The sequence below is a fragment of the Streptomyces triculaminicus genome, from assembly GCF_017349075.1.
Lineage (GTDB): Bacteria > Actinomycetota > Actinomycetes > Streptomycetales > Streptomycetaceae > Streptomyces > Streptomyces triculaminicus.
The window spans coordinates 392,871-410,529 of sequence record NZ_JAFMOF010000003.1 but is presented as its reverse complement, the minus strand read 5'-3'; the positions used below and the strand labels follow the sequence as shown (position 1 = coordinate 410,529).

Genomic DNA, 17,659 nt, shown 5'->3' with positions numbered 1-17,659 from the left:
GCCGGGGCTGTCGGAGCCGTCATGGCATCGCCTTGCGGGCGGTGGCGAAGCGGGGCCGGTTGTTCAGGTCGGGGTGGTCGGCCGCGTCGGCCCAGCCCCGCTCCTCGGTGAAGATCCACGGCACCTGGCCGCCCTGGGTGTCGGCGTGCTCGATGACGACGACGCCGCCGGGGCGCAGCAGGCGGTGCGCGGTGCGCTCCAGGCCGCGGATGGTGTCGAGGCCGTCCTCGCCGGAGAACAGCGCGAGCTGCGGGTCGTGGTCGCGGGCCTCGGGGGCGACGTGCTCCCACTCGGTGAGCGGGATGTACGGCGGGTTGGAGATGACCAGGTCGACCTGGCCGTCGAGCTCGGGCAGGGCCGCGAGCGCGTCGCCGTGGTGCAGCTGGACGCGGGAGCCCTCGATGTTCTTGCGGGCCCAGCCCAGGGCGGTCTCGTCGAGCTCGACGGCGTGCACCCGCGAGCGCGGCACCTCCTGGGCCAGGGCCAGGGCGATGGCGCCGGAGCCGGTGCACAGGTCCACGATGAGGGGCTCGACGACGTCCATGGCCCGGACGGCGTCTATGGCCCAGCCGACGACCGACTCGGTCTCGGGGCGGGGCACGAAGACGCCGGGGCCTACCTGGAGCTCCAGGTAGCGGAAGAAGGCGCGGCCGGTGATGTGCTGGAGCGGCTCGCGCGCCTCGCGGCGGGCCACGGCCTCCCAGTAGCGGGCGTCGAAGTCGGCGTCCTTGACGTTGTGCAGCTCGCCGCGCTTGACGCCGTGCACGAAGGCGGCGAGTTCCTCCGCGTCGAAGCGCGGGGACGGTACGCCGGCGTCGGCCAGCCGCTGAGTGGCTTGCGCCACCTCTGCTAGCAGCAGGTTCACGTTGTTCCTCTCGCGTCGGCGCCCCGGTTGTCCGCGCTTGCCGGACGGGCTCGCAATGTCAGCACCCGGTCGATCCCACTCGGTCAGCCCGCGGCGGCGAGCTTGGCGGCCGAGTCGGCGTCGACGCACGCCTGGATCATGGGATCCAGCTCGCCGTCGAGCACCTGGTCCAAGTTGTACGCCTTGAACCCCACGCGGTGGTCCGAAATGCGGTTCTCCGGGAAGTTGTAGGTGCGGATCTTCTCGGAGCGGTCGACGGTGCGGACCTGGCTGCGGCGGGCGTCGGCGGCCTCGGCCTCGGCCTTCTCCTGGGCCGCGGCCAGCAGGCGCGAGCGCAGGATGCGCAGGGCCTGCTCCTTGTTCTGGAGCTGGCTCTTCTCGTTCTGGCAGGAGGCGACCACACCGGTCGGCAGGTGCGTGATGCGCACGGCCGAGTCGGTGGTGTTGACGGACTGGCCGCCGGGGCCCGAGGAGCGGTAGACGTCGATCCGCAGGTCGTTCATGTTGATCTCGACGTCGACCTCCTCCGCCTCGGGCGTGACGAGCACGCCGGCCGCGGAGGTGTGGATGCGGCCCGCGGACTCGGTGGCGGGCACGCGCTGGACGCGGTGGACGCCGCCCTCGTACTTCAGCCGGGCCCAGACGCCCTGGCCGGGCTCGGTGGCGCCGTTGCCGCCCTTGGTCTTCACCGCGACCTGGACGTCCTTGTAGCCGCCCAGCTCGGACTCGGTGGAGTCGATGATCTCGGTCTTCCAGCCGACGCGCTCGGCGTAGCGCAGGTACATGCGCAGCAGGTCGCCGGCGAACAGGGCCGACTCGTCGCCGCCCGCGCCCGCCTTGATCTCGAGGATGACGTCCTTGTCGTCGCTGGGGTCGCGCGGGACCAGCAGCAGGCGCAGCTTCTCGGTGAGCGCCTCGCGCTGCTTGTCCAGCTCCTTCACCTCGGCGGCGAAGTCGGGGTCGTCCGCGGCCAGCTCGCGCGCGGTCTCGATGTCGTCGCCGGTCTGCTTCCAGGAGCGGTACGTGCCGACGATCGGGGTCAGCTCGGCGTAGCGCTTGTTGAGCTTGCGTGCGTTGGCCTGGTCCGCGTGCACGGCGGGGTCGGCGAGCCGCTTCTCGAGGTCGGCGTGCTCACCGATCAGTTCCTCGACTGCCTCGAACATCGATCTTCCCTAGCTGCTGGAGGTGACGGGCCTGGCGGGCCTGGCGGCCTGCTGGACGACAAAGCGCCGGTCCGGTCGCCAGCCGGGGCTGGACGACCGAGGACCGGCGCCTGCGGGTCGCTACTTCTTGGCCGACCCGGCGGTCTTGCCGAAGCGGGCCTCGAACCGCGCCACACGGCCACCGGTGTCGAGGATCTTCTGCTTGCCCGTGTAGAACGGGTGGCACTCGGAGCACACGTCGGCACGGATGGTGCCGTCGGCGACGGTGCTACGCGTGGTGAACGAGGCGCCACAGGTGCAGCTGACCTGCGTCTCGACGTACTCCGGGTGGATGTCGCGCTTCAAGGGGTTCTCCTAGGTTCGGGAGGGCACCGGGTCGTAGAGGCGGGATTGCCTTACGTGAACCGGGGCCGACGTACCAGTCTGCCAGTACTGGCCGTATCCCCCAAAACGGGGGGCCGGGGGCCGGTATTCCCGGGGGTCACTTGACCACGCCGTCTGCTTCGGCCCCGGAGGCGCGGCTCTCCTTCAGAGCGGCCTCGGGGATGTCGTCGTCGCCGCGCAGGGCTCGCCACAGCTGGGCGGACTCCTCGGCGAGCGGCACCACGCGGTCGGCGTCGCGGGGGTCCGCACCGACCGGAAGCGTGATCATGTGCATGTCGTCGGAGCCGATGCCCTTGAGGCCGCTGGCGAAGCTGTAGAGCTTGTTCACCGAGTTCAGGTCGCGGTCGGTGGTGAGCGCCTTGGTGGCGGTGTCCGCGATGCCGTAGAGCTTGGTGGGGCTGGTGAAGATGCCGACGGACTTCACCTGGTCCAGCAGCGCCTTGATGAAGGCCTGCTGCAGCTTGATCCGGCCGAGGTCGCTGCCGTCGCCGACGCTCTTGCGGGTACGCACCAGGCCGAGGGACTGCTCGCCGTCGAGCTTGTGGGTGCCGGCCGCGAGATCGAGGTGGCTCGACTTGTCGTGGATCGCCTTGGTCGTGGTGACCTCGACCCCGCCCAGCTTGTCGATGAGCTTCTGGAAGCCGTCGAAGTCGACCTCCAGATAGTGATCCATCCGGATGTTCGTCATGGCCTCGACGGTCTTGACCGTGCAGACGGCGCCGCCGATGGAGTACGCCTCGTTGAACTGCGCGCGTCTGACCGCCGGGCTGGTCTTCCCCGCGGGCGTCGTGCACTCGGGGCGGGGAACCATGGTGTCGCGCGGGATGGAGACCACGCTGGCCTTCTTGTGACCCGCGTAGACGTGGACGATCATCGCGGTGTCGGAGCGGGAGCTGCCCTCGTCCCGGCCGTACTTGCCGTTGGCCCCGGCGCGGGAGTCGGAACCGAGGACGAGGATGTCCTGGGAGCCGTTGTCGACGTTGTCCGGGCGGTTCTTGCCCAGGGCGGCGTTGATGTCGACGCTGTGCAGGTTGCCGTTGAGCTTGAAGTACACGAAGCCGAGCCCCGCTCCGCCGACGAGCACCACGGAGGCGGCGCTCCAGGCGGCTATTCGCCGGCCCGTGCGGCGCACGGGCGGCTTGCGGCGGCGGCCGCGCCCGCCGGCCACGCGGCGTCGGTGCGAGCCGTCCCGCGGGCTCCTGCTGTCGTCGGCCATGCGCTCCTCAGTCCTTGTCGTGCGATGTGCCCCTGCTGGTTGACGGGGAAGTCTGCGCCAGGGTTGCACAGCGGATTCTGAGGACGGTCTTACGAACGACACCGGCCGAGGACCGCCCGTACCCCCGCGTTTACCCCCGCGACCTGCGATTTCGGGCATTCGGGGGGTGCGGATTCCGGCCATTTGCGGACGGGGCGCCTGTGGCGGATGTCTCAAAAGGTCACAGAAAGATCACGACGCGGTGTGGCGTGCGGCACCACACGACGAAGCCTCCCCGTCACGGGTGTGACGGGGAGGCTCGTGCGTGACGCGATATGCGGATCAGTCGTTGCCGTTGCCCGAAGAGGGCGTGGTCTTGGCGATCTGCATCAGGAACTCGGCGTTGGACTTCGTCTGCTTCATCTTGTCCAGAAGCAGCTCGATCGCCTGCTGCGAGTCGAGCGCGTGCAGCACCCGGCGGAGCTTCCAGACGATGGCCAGCTCTTCGCTGCCCAGGAGGATCTCCTCCTTACGGGTGCCGGACGGGTCGACGTCCACGGCCGGGAAGATGCGCTTGTCGGCGAGCTTCCGGTCGAGCTTGAGCTCCATGTTGCCGGTGCCCTTGAACTCCTCGAAGATCACCTCGTCCATGCGCGAGCCGGTCTCGACCAGCGCGGTGGCCAGGATGGTCAGCGAGCCGCCGTCCTCGATGTTGCGCGCGGCACCGAAGAACTTCTTCGGCGGGTAGAGCGCCGTCGAGTCGACACCACCGGACAGGATGCGGCCCGAGGCCGGGGCGGCCAGGTTGTACGCACGGCCCAGACGGGTGATCGAGTCCAGCAGGACGACCACGTCGTGACCCAGCTCCACCAGGCGCTTGGCGCGCTCGATGGCCAGCTCGGCGACGGTGGTGTGGTCCTCGGCCGGGCGGTCGAAGGTCGAGGAGATGACCTCGCCCTTGACCGACCGCTGCATGTCGGTGACCTCTTCCGGACGCTCGTCGACCAGGACGACCATCAGGTGGCACTCGGGGTTGTTGGTGGTGATCGCGTTGGCGATCGCCTGCATGATCATGGTCTTACCGGTCTTCGGCGGGGCCACGATCAGACCGCGCTGGCCCTTGCCGATGGGGGCGACCAGATCGATGATCCGGGTCGTCAGCACGCCCGGGTCCGTCTCCAGCCGCAGGCGGTCCTGCGGGTAGAGCGGGGTGAGCTTGCCGAACTCCGGGCGGCCACGGCCCGTTTCGGGCGCCATGCCGTTCACCGAGTCCAGGCGGACGAGGGCGTTGAACTTCTCGCGCCGCTCGCCGTCCTTCGGCTGACGGACCGCACCGGTGACGTGGTCGCCCTTGCGCAGGCCGCTCTTGCGGACCTGGGCGAGGGAGACATAGACGTCGTTCGGGCCCGGCAGGTAGCCGGAGGTCCGGATGAAGGCGTAGTTGTCGAGGATGTCCAGGATGCCCGCGACCGGGATCAGGACGTCGTCATCGGAGACCTGCGGCTCGCCCGCGAACTCCTCGCGGCCACGACGGCCACGACGGTCGCGGTAGCGGCCACGACGGCCACGACGACCGCCCTCGAAGTCGTCCTCGTCCTGCGGGCCGCCCTGCGGGGCGCCCTGGGGGCCGCGGTCGCCGCGCTGCTGGCGGTCGCCCTTCTGCCCGGCGTCGCCGTCACGGCCGCCACGGCGGTCGCGGTCACGGTCGCGCTGACCGCGCTCGGCACGCTCACCGCGCTCGGCACGCTCGCCGCGCTCCCGGCGCTCGCCCTTCTGGCCGCGCTCGGCACGGTCCTGGCGCTCGCCGCCCTTGGCGGCCTTGCCCTCGGCGGTGTCCACGGCGGCCTCGGCCTTGGCCTCGGCGCGCTCCTCGGTGCGGACGTCGGTCTTGGTCTCGGCACGGGCCTCGGCGGCGGCCGGCTCGGGGCTGCCCGCGGCCGCGGTGGCGCGACGACGACGGCGCTCGCCGGCCGGGGCCTCGTCGCTGCTGGGCTGGCCCGGGATCTCGATCTGCTGCTGGGCGGCGGCCTTCTCGGCCGGCTTCTCGGCAGCGCTCTCGCCCGTACGGGCACGGGAGGTCGTACGGCGCTTCGGCTTGGTCTCGGCGGCCGCCTCGGCGGCCGGGGCCTCGGCCTTGGCGGGCGCGGCGCCTCCGCCGGCCTGCCTCTCCTTGATGACCTCGATCAGCTGGCCTTTACGCATCCGCGCGGTGCCCTTGATACCGAGGCCGGAAGCGAGCTGCTGGAGCTCTGCCAGGACCATGGCGTCGAGGCCCGTGCCCGAACGGCGCCGCTTGGGGGCGGTTGCACCGGTGGCAGGCGCGGCGGGAGCGTCCGTGGCGGGCGCGGAGGCATTACCGGCGGCGCCGGCGTTCACGCCCATCAGATCGGTGGTGTCGCTCACGAAGGGGTCCTTCCCTGGAGCGGGCGTCGGCCTGTCTGGCTCGGCGACCGGTTGTGCTGTCCGGCTGCGGTCCTGATCTATCGGACCGGGCCGGGGCGGTGGTCCGCCGGTTCTCGCGGCGGAAGAATCAGTGCATTGGTGCCGGCGTGAAGAATGAGGGAAGGGCACGACATAACGCTTCACTCATGTCGCCCACGCCGATTCCGGAGCGTGCTCGCAACTGCTCAGGCAGGCTGCTCAGGCAGTTGGGGAGGCTCCCGGAAGAAAAGCGGTCCCTGATCGGGACACGTAGCACCGAGCCGAAATGGCTTCGAGTGCAGACTTGAGGTTAACACTACCGGATCCCACAAACATTCCCCCTCTCCAAGACCGGCAACCGCGTTTTTCGTGGGCCCGGGCTCCCCCGGACGCCACTGGTCAGGCGAGCGGCAGCACGCTCGTCCCCCCGGCGTCGAGGGTCAGCCGATTGGCCGCCCATCCCTCGCCCGCCAGCCGTGCGACCTTGTCGGCCGCATCGCTTTCGACCAGCGCGAGCACCGTGGGCCCCGCGCCGGAGATGACCGCGGGCACCCCGTCCGCCCGCAGTCGGTTGACCAGGGCCACGCTCTCCGGCATCGCCGGAGCTCGGTATTCCTGGTGGAGCCGGTCCTCGGTGGCCGGCAGCAGCAGCTCGGGGCGCCTGGTCAAGGCCTCGACGAGCAGCGCCGCGCGCCCCGCGTTGGCGGCCGCGTCCACATGGGGGACGCTGCGCGGCAGCAGTCCGCGCGCGGTTTCGGTCAGTACGGGTCTCGACGGCACGAAGACCACCGGAACGATGGAATCCGCAGCGTCCATCCGAATGGCCCGGGCGACCCCGGACTCCATCCAGGCGAGGGTGAATCCGCCGAGCAGGCAGGCGGCGACGTTGTCGGGGTGGCCCTCGATCTCGGTGGCCAGCTCGAGCATGGCCGCGTCGTCGAGCTTCTCGGCCCCGCCTATGGTCACCGCGCGGGCGGCGACGATGCCCGCGCAGATGGCCGCGGAGGAGGAGCCCAGGCCCCGCCCGTGCGGAATGCGGTTGGCGCAGACGACCTCGAGGCCGCGCGGCTGGCCGCCGAGCAGGTCGAAGGTGGTGCGCAGGGACCGTACGAGGAGATGGCTCTCATCGCGCGGGAGGGTGTCGGCGCCCTCTCCGGCGATGTCGATGTGCAGCCCGGATTCCGCCACCCGGACCACGACATCGTCGTAGAGACCCAGGGACAGGCCGAGGGCGTCGAAGCCGGGACCGAGATTTGCGCTGGTGGCGGGGGTGCGCACTCGGACGGCGGCGGCGCGGAACGCGGGACCGGCCATCGCTCGAAGACTCTCCTTGGTGTGGCCGTGGTTGATGGCGTGCGACTTCCGCAAGGGCCGCGACGGCGACACCGCGTGGGGACGGCACGGTCTGCGACGGGGCGGAGTGTGCACAGCCTATCGAAGGAAGGTTCAGTGGCGACATAGGGCGCACAGGAGGCGCACGATGCGTGTCGCACGACTACCTGTGCATCTGTCGGATTTGCGGGATCTTGCGGAGGGGCCGTCGCGGGGTTGTGGGCAACCGTCCCGCAAGGCTGGGGGCACCCCCAGCGGTAGCTGGGGGAGGGTGGGCACAACCCCGGGACGGCCCGCATCCGGCCGGCTAGACCAGCCCAAGCTCTCGCGCAGCGACCCCGGCATCCACCGGCACGGTCAGCGGCTGCGGAGCCCCCGCCACCGCCCAGTCCGGGTCCTTGAGCCCGTTCCCGGTGACCGTGCACACGATCCGCTGCCCCGGATCCACCAGCCCGGCCTCGGCGGCCTTGAGCAGCCCGGCGACGCTCGCCGCCGACGCCGGCTCCACGAAGACGCCCTCCTGCGAGGCCAACAGCCGGTACGCAGCGAGGATCTGTCGGTCGGTCACCTCGTCGATGAGGCCGCCCGACTCGTCCCGCGCCTCCTCGGCGAACCGCCAGGAGGCGGGGTTGCCGATGCGGATGGCGGTGGCGATGGTGTGCGGGTCCTTCACGGGCTCGCCGCGCACGATGGGCGCCGAACCGGAGGCCTGGAAGCCCCACATGCGGGGGGTGCGGCTCGCGATGCCGTCCGCGGCGTACTCGCGGTAACCCCGCCAGTAGGCGGTGATGTTGCCCGCGTTGCCCACCGGCAGGACGTGGATGTCCGGCGCGTCGCCCAGGGCGTCGACGATTTCGAAGGCGGCGGTCTTCTGCCCCTCGATACGTACCGGGTTGACCGAATTGACCAGCGCCACGGGGTAGTTGTCGGACAGCCCGCGGGCGAGGGTGAGGCAGTCGTCGAAGTTGCCGTCGACCTGGAGGATGCGCGCGCCGTGGACCAGGGCCTGGCCCATCTTGCCGAGCGCGATCTTGCCCTGCGGGACGAGAACGGCGCAGACCATTCCGGCGCGTACGGCGTAGGCCGCGGCGGAGGCGGACGTGTTGCCCGTGGAGGCGCAGATGACGGCGCGCGCTCCCTCTTCCTTCGCCCGGGTGATGGCCATGGTCATGCCGCGGTCCTTGAAGGACCCGGTGGGGTTGGCGCCCTCCACCTTGAGGTGGACCTCACAGCCCGTGCGCTCGGAGAGCACCTGGGCGGGGACGAGCGGCGTGCCGCCCTCGCCCAGGGTGACGACCGGCGTGTCGGCGGTGACCGGAAGACGGTCGCGGTATTCCTCGATGATGCCGCGCCACTGGTGGGTGCCTGGGCGGCTGATGTTGGCAGACATTGCTTTCGTAATCCCCTTACTCGCCTTACTCGCCCTCGACCCGCATGATGCTCGCGACCCCGCGGACCGTCTCCAGTCCGCGCAGCTTCTCCACCGTCGCGGAGAGGGCGGCGTCGGCGGCCCGGTGGGTGACCACGACGAGGGAGGCCTCGCCGTCCTTGCCCGTCTGGCGGACCGTGTCGATGGAGACTCCGTGCTCGGCGAAGACCGTCGCGACCTGGGCCAGGACGCCCGGCTTGTCGGCCACGTCCAGGCTGATGTGGTAGCGCGTGACCACCTCGCCCATCGGGCTCACCGGCAGCCGGGTGTAGGCGGATTCGCCCGGTCCGGTCGCCTCGGCGAGCTTGTTGCGGCAGACGGCGACGAGGTCGCCGAGGACCGCGGAGGCGGTCGGCGAGCCGCCCGCGCCCGGACCGTAGAACATCAGCTGCCCCGCCGCCTCGGCCTCGACGAACACGGCGTTGTAGGCCTCGCGCACGGAGGCGAGCGGGTGGCTGAGCGGGATCATCGCCGGGTGCACTCGGGCGGTGACGGACCGCCCGTCCGCGGCCCGCTCACAGATGGCCAGCAGCTTGATAGTGCAACCCATCTGCTTCGCGGAGGCGAAGTCCGCGGCGGTGACCTCGGTCATGCCCTCGCGATAGACGTCGTCGAGGCGGACCCGGGTGTGGAAGGCGATCCCGGCGAGGATCGCGGCCTTCGCGGCGGCGTCGAAGCCCTCGACGTCGGCGGTCGGGTCGGCCTCGGCGTAGCCGAGCGCGGTGGCCTCGTCGAGCGCCTCGGAGTAACCGGCTCCGCTGGTGTCCATCTTGTCGAGGATGAAGTTCGTGGTGCCGTTGACGATGCCCAGCACCCGGTTGACCTTGTCGCCGGCCAGGGACTCGCGCAGCGGCCGGACCAGCGGGATCGCGCCGGCGACGGCGGCCTCGTAGTAGAGGTCCGCGCCGTGCTGCTCGGCGGCGGCGTGCAGCGCGGCGCCGTCCTGGGCGAGCAGCGCCTTGTTGGCGGAGACGACGCTGGCGCCGTGCTCGAAGGCGGTGGTGATCAGGGCGCGGGCGGGCTCGATGCCGCCGATGACCTCGATGACCACGTCGATGTCACCGCGTTTGACCAGAGCGGTGGCGTCGGTGGTGATCAGCTCGGCGGGTACGCCCTCACGCACCCGGTCGGGGCGGCGCACGGCGATGCCGACGAGCTCGACGGGCGCCCCGACGCGCTGCGCGAGGTCCTCCGCGTGCGTCGTCATGATGCGCGTCACCTCAGAGCCGACGACTCCACAGCCCAGCAGCGCCACCTTCAGCGGACGCGTACGCATCATCCGACCTCGTTTCTCATCCATCTTCGGGGTACCAGTCTCACTCACCGGACGGGCGATTCCGCGCCCGGTCCAGTATTCGAGACCTCTTTTTCGTATTTCCGTGGGCCCGTCCGCCGGTCTTTCCACGGCCGGCGGACGGTTCCTCACGTCAGCCGACGTCGAGACGGAGGAGGTCCTCCTCCGTCTCCCGTCGGACGATCACTCGCGCCTCGCCGTCGGTGACCGCGACCACCGGCGGACGCAGCGCGTGGTTGTAGTTGCTCGCCATCGAGCGGCAGTACGCGCCGGTGGCCGGCACGGCGAGCAGGTCGCCGGGCGCGACGTCGGCGGGCAGGAAGGCGTCGCGCACGACGATGTCACCGGACTCGCAGTGCTTGCCCACGACACGCGTGAGCATCGGCTCGGCGGTGGAGGTGCGGGAGACCAGCGCGACGGAGTAGTCCGCGTCGTACAGCGCCGTACGGATGTTGTCGGACATGCCGCCGTCGACACTGACGTACGTCCGCAGGCCCGGCAGCTCCTTGACCGTGCCCACCTCGTACAGCGTGAAGGCGGTCGGGCCGACGATCGCGCGGCCCGGCTCGACGGAGATCCGCGGCACGGCCAGGCCCGCGGCCGCGCACTCGCGGGTGACGATGTCGCGCAGCGCGGCGGCGATCTCGCGCGGCTCGCGCGGGTCGTCCTCGGAGGTGTACGCGATGCCGAGGCCGCCACCCAGGTCGATCTCGGGCAGCTCGACGCCGTGTTCGTCGCGGACCTCGGCGAGCAGCTGGACGACGCGGCGGGCGGAGACCTCGAAGCCGGCCATGTCGAAGATCTGCGAGCCGATGTGGGAGTGGATGCCGACGAGCTCCAGCCCGTCGAGCTTCAGCGCCCGTCGCACGGCCTCGGCGGCCTGACCGCCGGCGAGCGCGAGGCCGAACTTCTGGTCCTCGTGGGCGGTGGCGATGAACTCGTGGGTGTGCGCCTCGACGCCGACCGTCACCCGGATCTGCACGCGCTGCCGCTTGCCGAGCCGCTCCGCGATGTGCGCGACGCGCACGATCTCCTGGAAGGAGTCGAGGACGATCCGCCCGACGCCGGCCTCGACGGCGCGGGTGATCTCCTCGGTGGACTTGTTGTTGCCGTGCAGCGCGATGCGCTCGGCGGGCATGCCGGCCGCCAGCGCCGTGGCGAGCTCGCCGCCGGAGCAGACGTCGAGGTTGAGGCCCTCCTCGTGCAGCCAGCGCACGATGGCACGGGAGAGGAACGCCTTGCCGGCGTAGAAGACGTCGGCGTCCTCGCCGAAGGCGTCCCGCCAGGCGCGGCAGCGCTCGCGGAAGTCGCTCTCGTCGAGGAAGAACCCGGGCGTGCCGAACTCGTCGGCGAGCCGCTTGACGTCGATCCCGCCCACGGAGACGACGCCGTCGGCGGCGCGGGAGACCGTACGGGACCACACGCGCGGGTCGAGCGCGTTGAGGTCGGCGGGCGGGGCGGTGTAGTGCCCCTCGGGAAGGACGTCGGCGTGGCGGGGCCCGGCGGGGTGGGCGGAGCGGCTCATGGTGGCGATCCCCTTTTACAGATGTACGGGTGCGGTGATGCCGAGCTGGTTCAGGCCGTCGGCGAGCACCTTGCCCGTGGCCTCGGCGAGGGCCAGGCGGGCTCGGTGGACGACCGAGGGTTTCTCGTCCCCGCGCGGCAGCGTGGGACAGCCGGCCTGCCACCGCAGAAACGCGTCGGCGACCCGCTCGAGATGCCGGGCGAGTCGCTCGGGGGCGCGCGTGGAGCTCACGCGGGAGTGGTCGCCGAGGGCGGCGAGCAGCGGCGCGGCGCTCGCCTCGTCGACGTCGCCGGGCACGGCGTCGAACCCGAGGTCACGGGCGTTGCGTACGAGGGCGTGGGTACGGGCGTGGGCGTACCGCACCCGGAAGAGGGGGTTGGCCTCCCGCTGCACCAGCAGCAGGTCCCGGTCCAGCCCGGGCGGGCACAACAGGGCCCACCGCGCGGCGTCGGAGCCGAGCCGGGCGACGAGGGCGGGGGCGGGAGAGAGCGGAAGGGGCTCGCCGTGGAGGCCGCCACTTTCCTTACTGTCGCCGCTGTCGCCGCCGAGCAGGTCACGGACGATCCCTGCCCCCGCGTCGCTCGCGAGGGTGATGTTGAGGAACCCCGGTCCGGCGATCTCGACATGGGCGATGCCGGGCCGGCGGGCGAGCCGCCGCCGGAGCACCTCGGCGACCTCGTGCGCGGGCCGGCCGGTCTCCTGGGCGACGCGCAGGGCGACGTTGGTGGCGTAGTCGCCGCACCCCGGCCGCGGCGGAACCCGCACACTGACCCGCTCCGGCACGACGGCGGGCAGCTCGTCCGCCTCGACGGCGCAGCGCACGGTGTGCAACACGGTGCGGGTGAGATCGGCGGGGGTCACAGGGCAAGCCTAGGGGAGAGGGTGCCCCCCTCCGCGAACCGGTTTCACCCTGCGGGACGGACGACGGGCTCGGGATCCCCGGAGCCCCCTCCCCCCGGCCGGCCCGCCAGCCTCCGGACGAGCCGCACCATCTCCGCCGGCTCGAACGGCTTCGCCAGGAACGCGTCCACCCCGCGGACCACCCGCTCTCCACCGGGAACTGGGTGCAGGCACTGATGATCGCCACCGGAATGTCCCGCGTCCGCGCGTCGGCCCGCAGCCGCGCCGCCGTCCGCAACCCGTCCAGCCGGGGCATCACCACGTCCAGGGTGACCACGTCGGGACGTACCCGGTGCACGATCTCCAGACACTCGGCACCATCGGCCGCGGTCACGACCTCGAAGCCTTCGAGCTCGAGGTTGACCCTGATCAACTGCCGGATGACCTTGTTGTCGTCGACAACAAGGACCCGGCCGGACAAGCCAGGCACACCCCGAGAGTAGGCGCGCCCCCACCCCGCCGTCCGGCTTTTCCCCACTTCCACCCCACCCGAGCGACCTCCCGGCCCGCTCCCGCCCCCGATTCGATCACCGTTGCCGTCCACCCACCCGAAGCTGGTAGTGTTCTACCCGTCGCCGCGAGCGAAAGCCGCCGGATGACACGCCCCCGTAGCTCAGGGGATAGAGCAACGGCCTCCGGAGCCGTGTGCGCAGGTTCGAATCCTGCCGGGGGCACTTCGATCGAAGTGCCGGAAGACCCCGCCGCCAGCGGTTTCGCTGGGAGCGGGGTCTTTTGCGTAGGAGCACTTCCCAAGGCTCTCGCCGCGAACGGCACGGACTTCATGGGGCCGTCCCGAAGACGCGTCAGATCTTCGGGAAGTCGAAGCCGTATCCCTCCTCCTTCAGCCAGTCGATGCAGCGGGACAGGGCCTCGACGCTCTGGCTGCGTTCTCCGCCGCCGTCGTGGAAGAGGATGATCGGGCCGTTGGCGATCTCGTGCTTGACCGTTTCGACGATGCGGTCCACGCCCGGGCGCTGCCAGTCGTGGGTGTCGACGCTCCAGCCCAGGGGGCGCATGCCGTTGGCGGCGGCGAGCTGGCGGCTGTAGGGGGTGAAGGCGCCGCCGGGGGCGCGGTAGTAGCGGACCTTGGCGCCGTCGGCCACGTCTTCGATCATCTTCTTGGCGTCGAGGATCTGCTGTTTCTGGTAGTCCTCGGAGCGCTTGTCCATCGCGGTGTTGTGGTCGACCGAGTGGTCGCAGAGGCGGTGGCCGTCGGCGAGGACCTTCCTGACGAGGTCGGGGTAGGCCTTGGCGGACGGGCCGATCATGCAGAAGGTGGCCTTGATGCCGTACTTCTTCAGGACGGCGAGGGTCTTCGGGGTCCACTTGGGGTCGGGGCCGTCGTCGATCGTCAGGGCCACGGACTTGCCGCCGCGCTCGGTCTCGTGGGCCATCTCCGACGACACGGGGCCGCTGGGGCCGGGGTCGGCGGGTGGGGTGGTGGGCTTGCTCCGGGTGGCGTCCGACGATGACGGAACGGTCAACTCCACCGAACTCGTACCACTGGAGTTACCCGAATCCTCTGTAGCGACGGCCACCGTTCCCGATATCACCCCCGCGAGAGCCATTACCCCTCCCACCGCGATCGCGATGTGCCGACTACGGGCAGTCAAGCGAGCCATGGACTTGTCCCCCCATCCCCCCGCGCAACCTGAAAGGTTCCTGCCCGCGTAGACGGCCGTTTACCGCATTCCGTTCCGGAGTAACGCATCCCTCACGACATTCGGACAGAACACGCACGAGTCCTGTGTAAAGCCCCTCGACATGAACACGACCGTTACCCTTCCGCGATCGTCTCCGCGATCTCGGCGGTACGGGCGGCCTCCTCCGCCGCGAAACGGCGGGCGTCGAGCTGATCGGCGATCTCCTCGTCCTGGGCCATCAGCTGATCGAGGCTGGCGTCGCCCATGTCGAACACCCCCATGTCGACGTAGGCGCGCCGGAGCCCTTCACCCCACAGGCCGATGTCCTTCACACACGGCACGATGCGACTGAACAGCAACTTCCGGAAGATCTGCAGATATTCGGACCGCTCGCTGAGTTCGGAGGCGTCCGCGGCCGGGATGCCGAAATCGGCCAGCACCTCCTCGCCGCGCAGCCGGTCGCGCATCAGATAGCAGCCCTCGATCACGAACTCCTCGCGCTCGCGGAGTTCGGCGTCGGAAAGCTGCCGGTAGTAGTCCCTCAGGGCCAGACGGCCGAAAGCGACATGGCGCGCCTCGTCCTGCATCACATAGGCGAGAATCTGATGGGGCAGCGGCTTCTTGGTCACGTCGCGCAGCATGCCGAAGGCGGCGAGGGCGAGGCCCTCGATGAGCACCTGCATACCGAGATACGGCATGTCCCAGCGGGAATCGCGCAGGGTGTCGTCGAGCAGCGACTGAAGGCTGGAATTGACCGGATAGAGCATTCCGATCTTCTCGTGCAGGAACCGGCTGTAGATCTCCACATGCCGGGCCTCGTCCATGGCCTGGGTGGCGGAGTAGAACTTGGCGTCCACGTCGGGCACGGACTCCACGATGCGGCTGGCGCACACCAGCGCCCCCTGCTCACCGTGCAGGAACTGGCTGAACTGCCACGAGGCGTAGTGGCGGCGCATGTCGCGCCTGTTGCGCTCGCTCATCCGGTCCCAGTACGGGGTGCCGTAGACGGTCATGTTCTCGTCGGGGACGCCCAGCGGGTCGTACGGGTCGACCTCCAGGTCCCAGTCGATGCGCTTGGCGGCGTCCCACTGCTTGTCCTTGCCCTTCTGGTAGAGGGCGAGGAGCCGTTCTCGGCCGTCGTCGTAGTCCCAGCCGAAGCGGGCGGCGCCGGTGGCGGGGATCTCCCAAACGGCGGTACCGGGGTCGTGGACGTAGGGTTCGCGCGTCGTCATCGTCGCGCCTCCTGTCTCGTGTCCTGTCTCAGGTCCTGTCTCGTGCGGGGCTTGACCCACCTTGCTGACACGCAGTCTCATAAGAACGTACCCCGGGTAACCCCGATCTGAGGTGGAATCGGCCATGACGACGGCGTCTGATCGGCACTCACTCCGGCCCCAGGACGCACTCGGCCCCCTCAAGGACCGTGAGCGCGTCGCCGAGCGACTGCTGGAATCCTCCGCCAGGCACTCCTTCGACCCCGACACCGAACTGGACTGGGACGCTCCCCTCGAGCCCGGCAAATGGCTCCTCCCGCCGGAGCTGATATCCCTCTACGGCACCCCGCTGTGGCGCAGAATGCCCGAGGAGCAGCGCATGGAGCTGGCCCGGCACGAGCTGGCCTCGCTCGGGTCGCTGGGCATCTGGTTCGAGATCATCCTGATGCAGCTGCTGGTCCGTCACATCTACGACAAGCCGGTCACCAGCGCGCACGTACGCTACGCCCTCACCGAGATCGCCGACGAGTGCCGGCACTCGAAGATGTTCGCCCGGATGATCCACAAGGTCGGCGGCCCCACCTACCCCGTCGGCCCCCTGCACCACAATCTCGCCAGGGTCCTCAAGACGGTCTCCACCACCCCGGGCTCCTTCACCTGCACGCTCCTCGGCGAGGAGATCCTCGACCACATGCAGCGCCTGACCTTCCCCGACGAGCGCGTCCAGCCGCTCGTCCGCGGCATCACCCGCATCCACGTCGTGGAGGAGGCCCGCCACGTCCGCTACGCGCGCGAGGAGCTGCGCCGCCAGATGGCGACCGCCCCGCGCTGGGAGGCGGAACTCACCCGCATCAGCGCCGGCGAGGCGGCCCGCGTCTTCTCCCTCGCCTTCGTCAACCCGGCCGTCTACACCAACGCCGGCCTCGACCGCCGCGAGGCCGTCGCCCAGGTCCGCGCCAGCGGCCACCGGCGCGAGGTGATGCGGGCCGGCGCCGAACGGCTGACCGACTTCCTCGACGACATCGGCCTCATGAGGGGCGTCGGACGACGGCTGTGGAAGAGCTCCGGCCTGCTGGCCTGAGCCGGGCCCTCCGGTCTCCCCCGGCCGGTTACCCTGCGAGGCATGACCGGCAGCGGAACCACCTCCTACCGCAGGCTCAGCGTCACCGAGCGCCGCGCCCAGCTGATAAGCGCCGCGCTCGGCCTGTTCGCCCACCGGGCCCCGGAGGACGTCTCCCTCGACGACGTCGCGGCCGCCGCCGAGGTCTCCCGGCCGCTGGTCTACCGCTACTTCCCCGGCGGCAAGCCGCAGTTGTACGAGGCGGCCCTGCGCAGCGCCGCCGACGACCTCGAACTGTGCTTCGCCGAGACCCCCACCGGCCCCCTCACCGGCCGGCTCGCCGCGGCCCTCGACCGCTACCTCGCCTTCGTCGACCAGCACGACGCGGGCTACAGCGCCCTGCTGCAGGGCGGCAGCGTCGCCGAGACCTCGCGCACCGGCGCCATAGTCGACGAGGTCCGCCGGGCCGCCGCCGCGCAGATCCTCACCCACCTGTCCGTCCCCGACCCCGGGATACGGCTGCGCATGATGGTCCGTACGTGGATATCGGCCGTCGAGGCCGCCTCCCTGATCTGGCTGGACGAGGACAAGCAGCCACCCCTGCCCGAACTGCGCGACTGGCTCGTCGACCACTTCGTGGCCATGCTGACGGCCACCGCGGCGAGCGACCCCCAGACCGCCCACGTCACCCGCACGGCCCTCGCCCTCGAACCCTCCGACGGCCCGGTCGCCGACCTCGCCCGCCGGGTGGCGCCGGTGGTGGAGGGCGCGTCGCACCTGTTCTGATCCGTTGTGGTCTTCTCGATCCGCTCCGACAGGCGGCGCCGCTACCCCACGCCGTACTGGGCGGTGATCTCCTCGTCGAGCCTCGGCGCCGCCCCGCGAGCGCCGGGCGCGTGGGCTGGCGGAGACTGGTGGGGTGAGAAGTGAGAACACGCCCTTCGAGGGCGGGCCCATGGACGGGCGGGTGCTGCCCGTGCTGCTCGGGCATACGGGGTTGCCGCCGAAGGTCTACCGGATTCCCGTGCCGGGCGAACAAGGGGCGGCGCCCACCGTGCTCGTCTACCGGCGGGTGCAGGCGGGGGTGACGCGCCGGCTCGGGCTGCCCAAGGGGTGGAAGTTCGTCTACGACCCGGAGGGGCAGCCGGAGGGCCGGATCCGGTGGCCCTGGTCCTCGCGGTGACCGCTGGGTGCTGACTCCACCCGGGTGATGCAAGGGATGGGCGGGGCAGACTCC

The 17,659-nt window shown here is 70.7% G+C and carries 15 protein-coding genes, 1 tRNA gene and 1 pseudogene; 4 read left to right on the top strand and 13 right to left on the bottom strand.

What is annotated here, in order from left to right:
* Window positions 1-19: 19 nt before the first annotated feature.
* From prmC to J1792_RS20440, 11 genes and pseudogenes are all read right to left on the bottom strand, one after another.
* The gene (gene prmC / locus J1792_RS20490) at window positions 20-865 is read right to left on the bottom strand and encodes a peptide chain release factor N(5)-glutamine methyltransferase (RefSeq protein WP_086573280.1); all 846 of its coding nucleotides are present in this window, start codon (window positions 863-865) and stop codon (window positions 20-22) included.
* Between the two features lie 83 nt (window positions 866-948).
* Window positions 949-2,028 (bottom strand): peptide chain release factor 1, encoded by a 1,080-nt coding sequence (gene prfA / locus J1792_RS20485; RefSeq protein ID WP_086573282.1) that lies wholly within the window; start codon window positions 2,026-2,028, stop codon window positions 949-951.
* A gap of 120 nt (window positions 2,029-2,148) precedes the next feature.
* Entirely contained in the window at window positions 2,149-2,373 is a 225-nt protein-coding gene (gene rpmE, locus J1792_RS20480) for a 50S ribosomal protein L31 (protein WP_086573283.1), read from the bottom strand.
* A 136-nt stretch (window positions 2,374-2,509) separates the two neighbouring features.
* The gene (locus tag J1792_RS20475) at window positions 2,510-3,628 is read right to left on the bottom strand and encodes an LCP family protein (RefSeq protein ID WP_086573285.1); all 1,119 of its coding nucleotides are present in this window, start codon (window positions 3,626-3,628) and stop codon (window positions 2,510-2,512) included.
* A 321-nt stretch (window positions 3,629-3,949) separates the two neighbouring features.
* Window positions 3,950-6,010, bottom strand: coding sequence for a transcription termination factor Rho (rho, locus tag J1792_RS20470; protein ID WP_086573287.1), 2,061 nt, complete (start codon window positions 6,008-6,010; stop codon window positions 3,950-3,952).
* 417 nt (window positions 6,011-6,427) lie between these two features.
* Window positions 6,428-7,342 (bottom strand): homoserine kinase, encoded by a 915-nt coding sequence (gene thrB, locus J1792_RS20465; protein ID WP_086573288.1) that lies wholly within the window; start codon window positions 7,340-7,342, stop codon window positions 6,428-6,430.
* A gap of 325 nt (window positions 7,343-7,667) precedes the next feature.
* The gene (gene thrC, locus J1792_RS20460) at window positions 7,668-8,738 is read right to left on the bottom strand and encodes a threonine synthase (RefSeq protein ID WP_086566627.1); all 1,071 of its coding nucleotides are present in this window, start codon (window positions 8,736-8,738) and stop codon (window positions 7,668-7,670) included.
* Between the two features lie 37 nt (window positions 8,739-8,775).
* Window positions 8,776-10,068 carry a homoserine dehydrogenase gene (locus J1792_RS20455; RefSeq protein WP_086566593.1) on the bottom strand — a complete coding sequence of 431 codons (1,293 nt, stop codon included), beginning with the start codon at window positions 10,066-10,068 and terminating at the stop codon, window positions 8,776-8,778.
* A gap of 148 nt (window positions 10,069-10,216) precedes the next feature.
* Window positions 10,217-11,608 carry a diaminopimelate decarboxylase gene (gene lysA / locus J1792_RS20450; RefSeq protein WP_086566592.1) on the bottom strand — a complete coding sequence of 464 codons (1,392 nt, stop codon included), beginning with the start codon at window positions 11,606-11,608 and terminating at the stop codon, window positions 10,217-10,219.
* A 15-nt stretch (window positions 11,609-11,623) separates the two neighbouring features.
* The gene (gene nrtL / locus J1792_RS20445) at window positions 11,624-12,469 is read right to left on the bottom strand and encodes an ArgS-related anticodon-binding protein NrtL (protein WP_086566590.1); all 846 of its coding nucleotides are present in this window, start codon (window positions 12,467-12,469) and stop codon (window positions 11,624-11,626) included.
* Between the two features lie 44 nt (window positions 12,470-12,513).
* Window positions 12,514-12,929: pseudogene (locus J1792_RS20440) on the bottom strand (response regulator).
* A 181-nt stretch (window positions 12,930-13,110) separates the two neighbouring features.
* Between J1792_RS20440 and J1792_RS20435 the strand changes: the two are divergent.
* Window positions 13,111-13,182, top strand: a tRNA-Arg gene (locus J1792_RS20435).
* Between the two features lie 129 nt (window positions 13,183-13,311).
* Here the strand turns inward: J1792_RS20435 and J1792_RS20430 are convergent.
* Window positions 13,312-14,130 carry a polysaccharide deacetylase family protein gene (locus tag J1792_RS20430; protein WP_086573039.1) on the bottom strand — a complete coding sequence of 273 codons (819 nt, stop codon included), beginning with the start codon at window positions 14,128-14,130 and terminating at the stop codon, window positions 13,312-13,314.
* A gap of 155 nt (window positions 14,131-14,285) precedes the next feature.
* Window positions 14,286-15,383 (bottom strand): ferritin-like domain-containing protein, encoded by a 1,098-nt coding sequence (locus J1792_RS20425; protein ID WP_086573041.1) that lies wholly within the window; start codon window positions 15,381-15,383, stop codon window positions 14,286-14,288.
* A 124-nt stretch (window positions 15,384-15,507) separates the two neighbouring features.
* Between J1792_RS20425 and J1792_RS20420 the strand changes: the two genes are divergently transcribed.
* From J1792_RS20420 to J1792_RS20410, 3 genes are all read left to right on the top strand, one after another.
* Window positions 15,508-16,443: an AurF N-oxygenase family protein gene (locus J1792_RS20420; RefSeq protein WP_086573042.1), complete on the top strand. Its 936-nt coding sequence runs from the start codon at window positions 15,508-15,510 to the stop codon at window positions 16,441-16,443.
* A 42-nt stretch (window positions 16,444-16,485) separates the two neighbouring features.
* Complete coding sequence (locus J1792_RS20415) at window positions 16,486-17,208, top strand: TetR/AcrR family transcriptional regulator (RefSeq protein WP_207247960.1); 723 nt, start codon at window positions 16,486-16,488, stop codon at window positions 17,206-17,208.
* Window positions 17,209-17,341: 133 nt separating this feature from the next.
* Window positions 17,342-17,605 (top strand): DUF8847 domain-containing protein, encoded by a 264-nt coding sequence (locus J1792_RS20410; RefSeq protein WP_086573044.1) that lies wholly within the window; start codon window positions 17,342-17,344, stop codon window positions 17,603-17,605.
* The last annotated feature ends 54 nt before the right edge of the window (window positions 17,606-17,659 follow it).

What these genes read in the sequence shown, in the direction of transcription:
- prfA (WP_086573282.1), bottom strand. Translation starts at nt 2,028, where the DNA reads ATGTTCGAGGCAGTCGAGGAACTGATCGGTGAGCACGCCGACCTCGAG.
- J1792_RS20475 (WP_086573285.1), bottom strand. Translation starts at nt 3,628, where the DNA reads ATGGCCGACGACAGCAGGAGCCCGCGGGACGGCTCGCACCGACGCCGC.
- thrB (WP_086573288.1), bottom strand. Translation starts at nt 7,342, where the DNA reads ATGGCCGGTCCCGCGTTCCGCGCCGCCGCCGTCCGAGTGCGCACCCCC.
- J1792_RS20455 (WP_086566593.1), bottom strand. Translation starts at nt 10,068, where the DNA reads ATGATGCGTACGCGTCCGCTGAAGGTGGCGCTGCTGGGCTGTGGAGTC.
- lysA (WP_086566592.1), bottom strand. Translation starts at nt 11,608, where the DNA reads ATGAGCCGCTCCGCCCACCCCGCCGGGCCCCGCCACGCCGACGTCCTT.
- J1792_RS20430 (WP_086573039.1), bottom strand. Translation starts at nt 14,130, where the DNA reads ATGGCTCGCTTGACTGCCCGTAGTCGGCACATCGCGATCGCGGTGGGA.
- J1792_RS20425 (WP_086573041.1), bottom strand. Translation starts at nt 15,383, where the DNA reads ATGACGACGCGCGAACCCTACGTCCACGACCCCGGTACCGCCGTTTGG.
- J1792_RS20420 (WP_086573042.1), top strand. Translation starts at nt 15,508, where the DNA reads ATGACGACGGCGTCTGATCGGCACTCACTCCGGCCCCAGGACGCACTC.
- J1792_RS20415 (WP_207247960.1), top strand. Translation starts at nt 16,486, where the DNA reads ATGACCGGCAGCGGAACCACCTCCTACCGCAGGCTCAGCGTCACCGAG.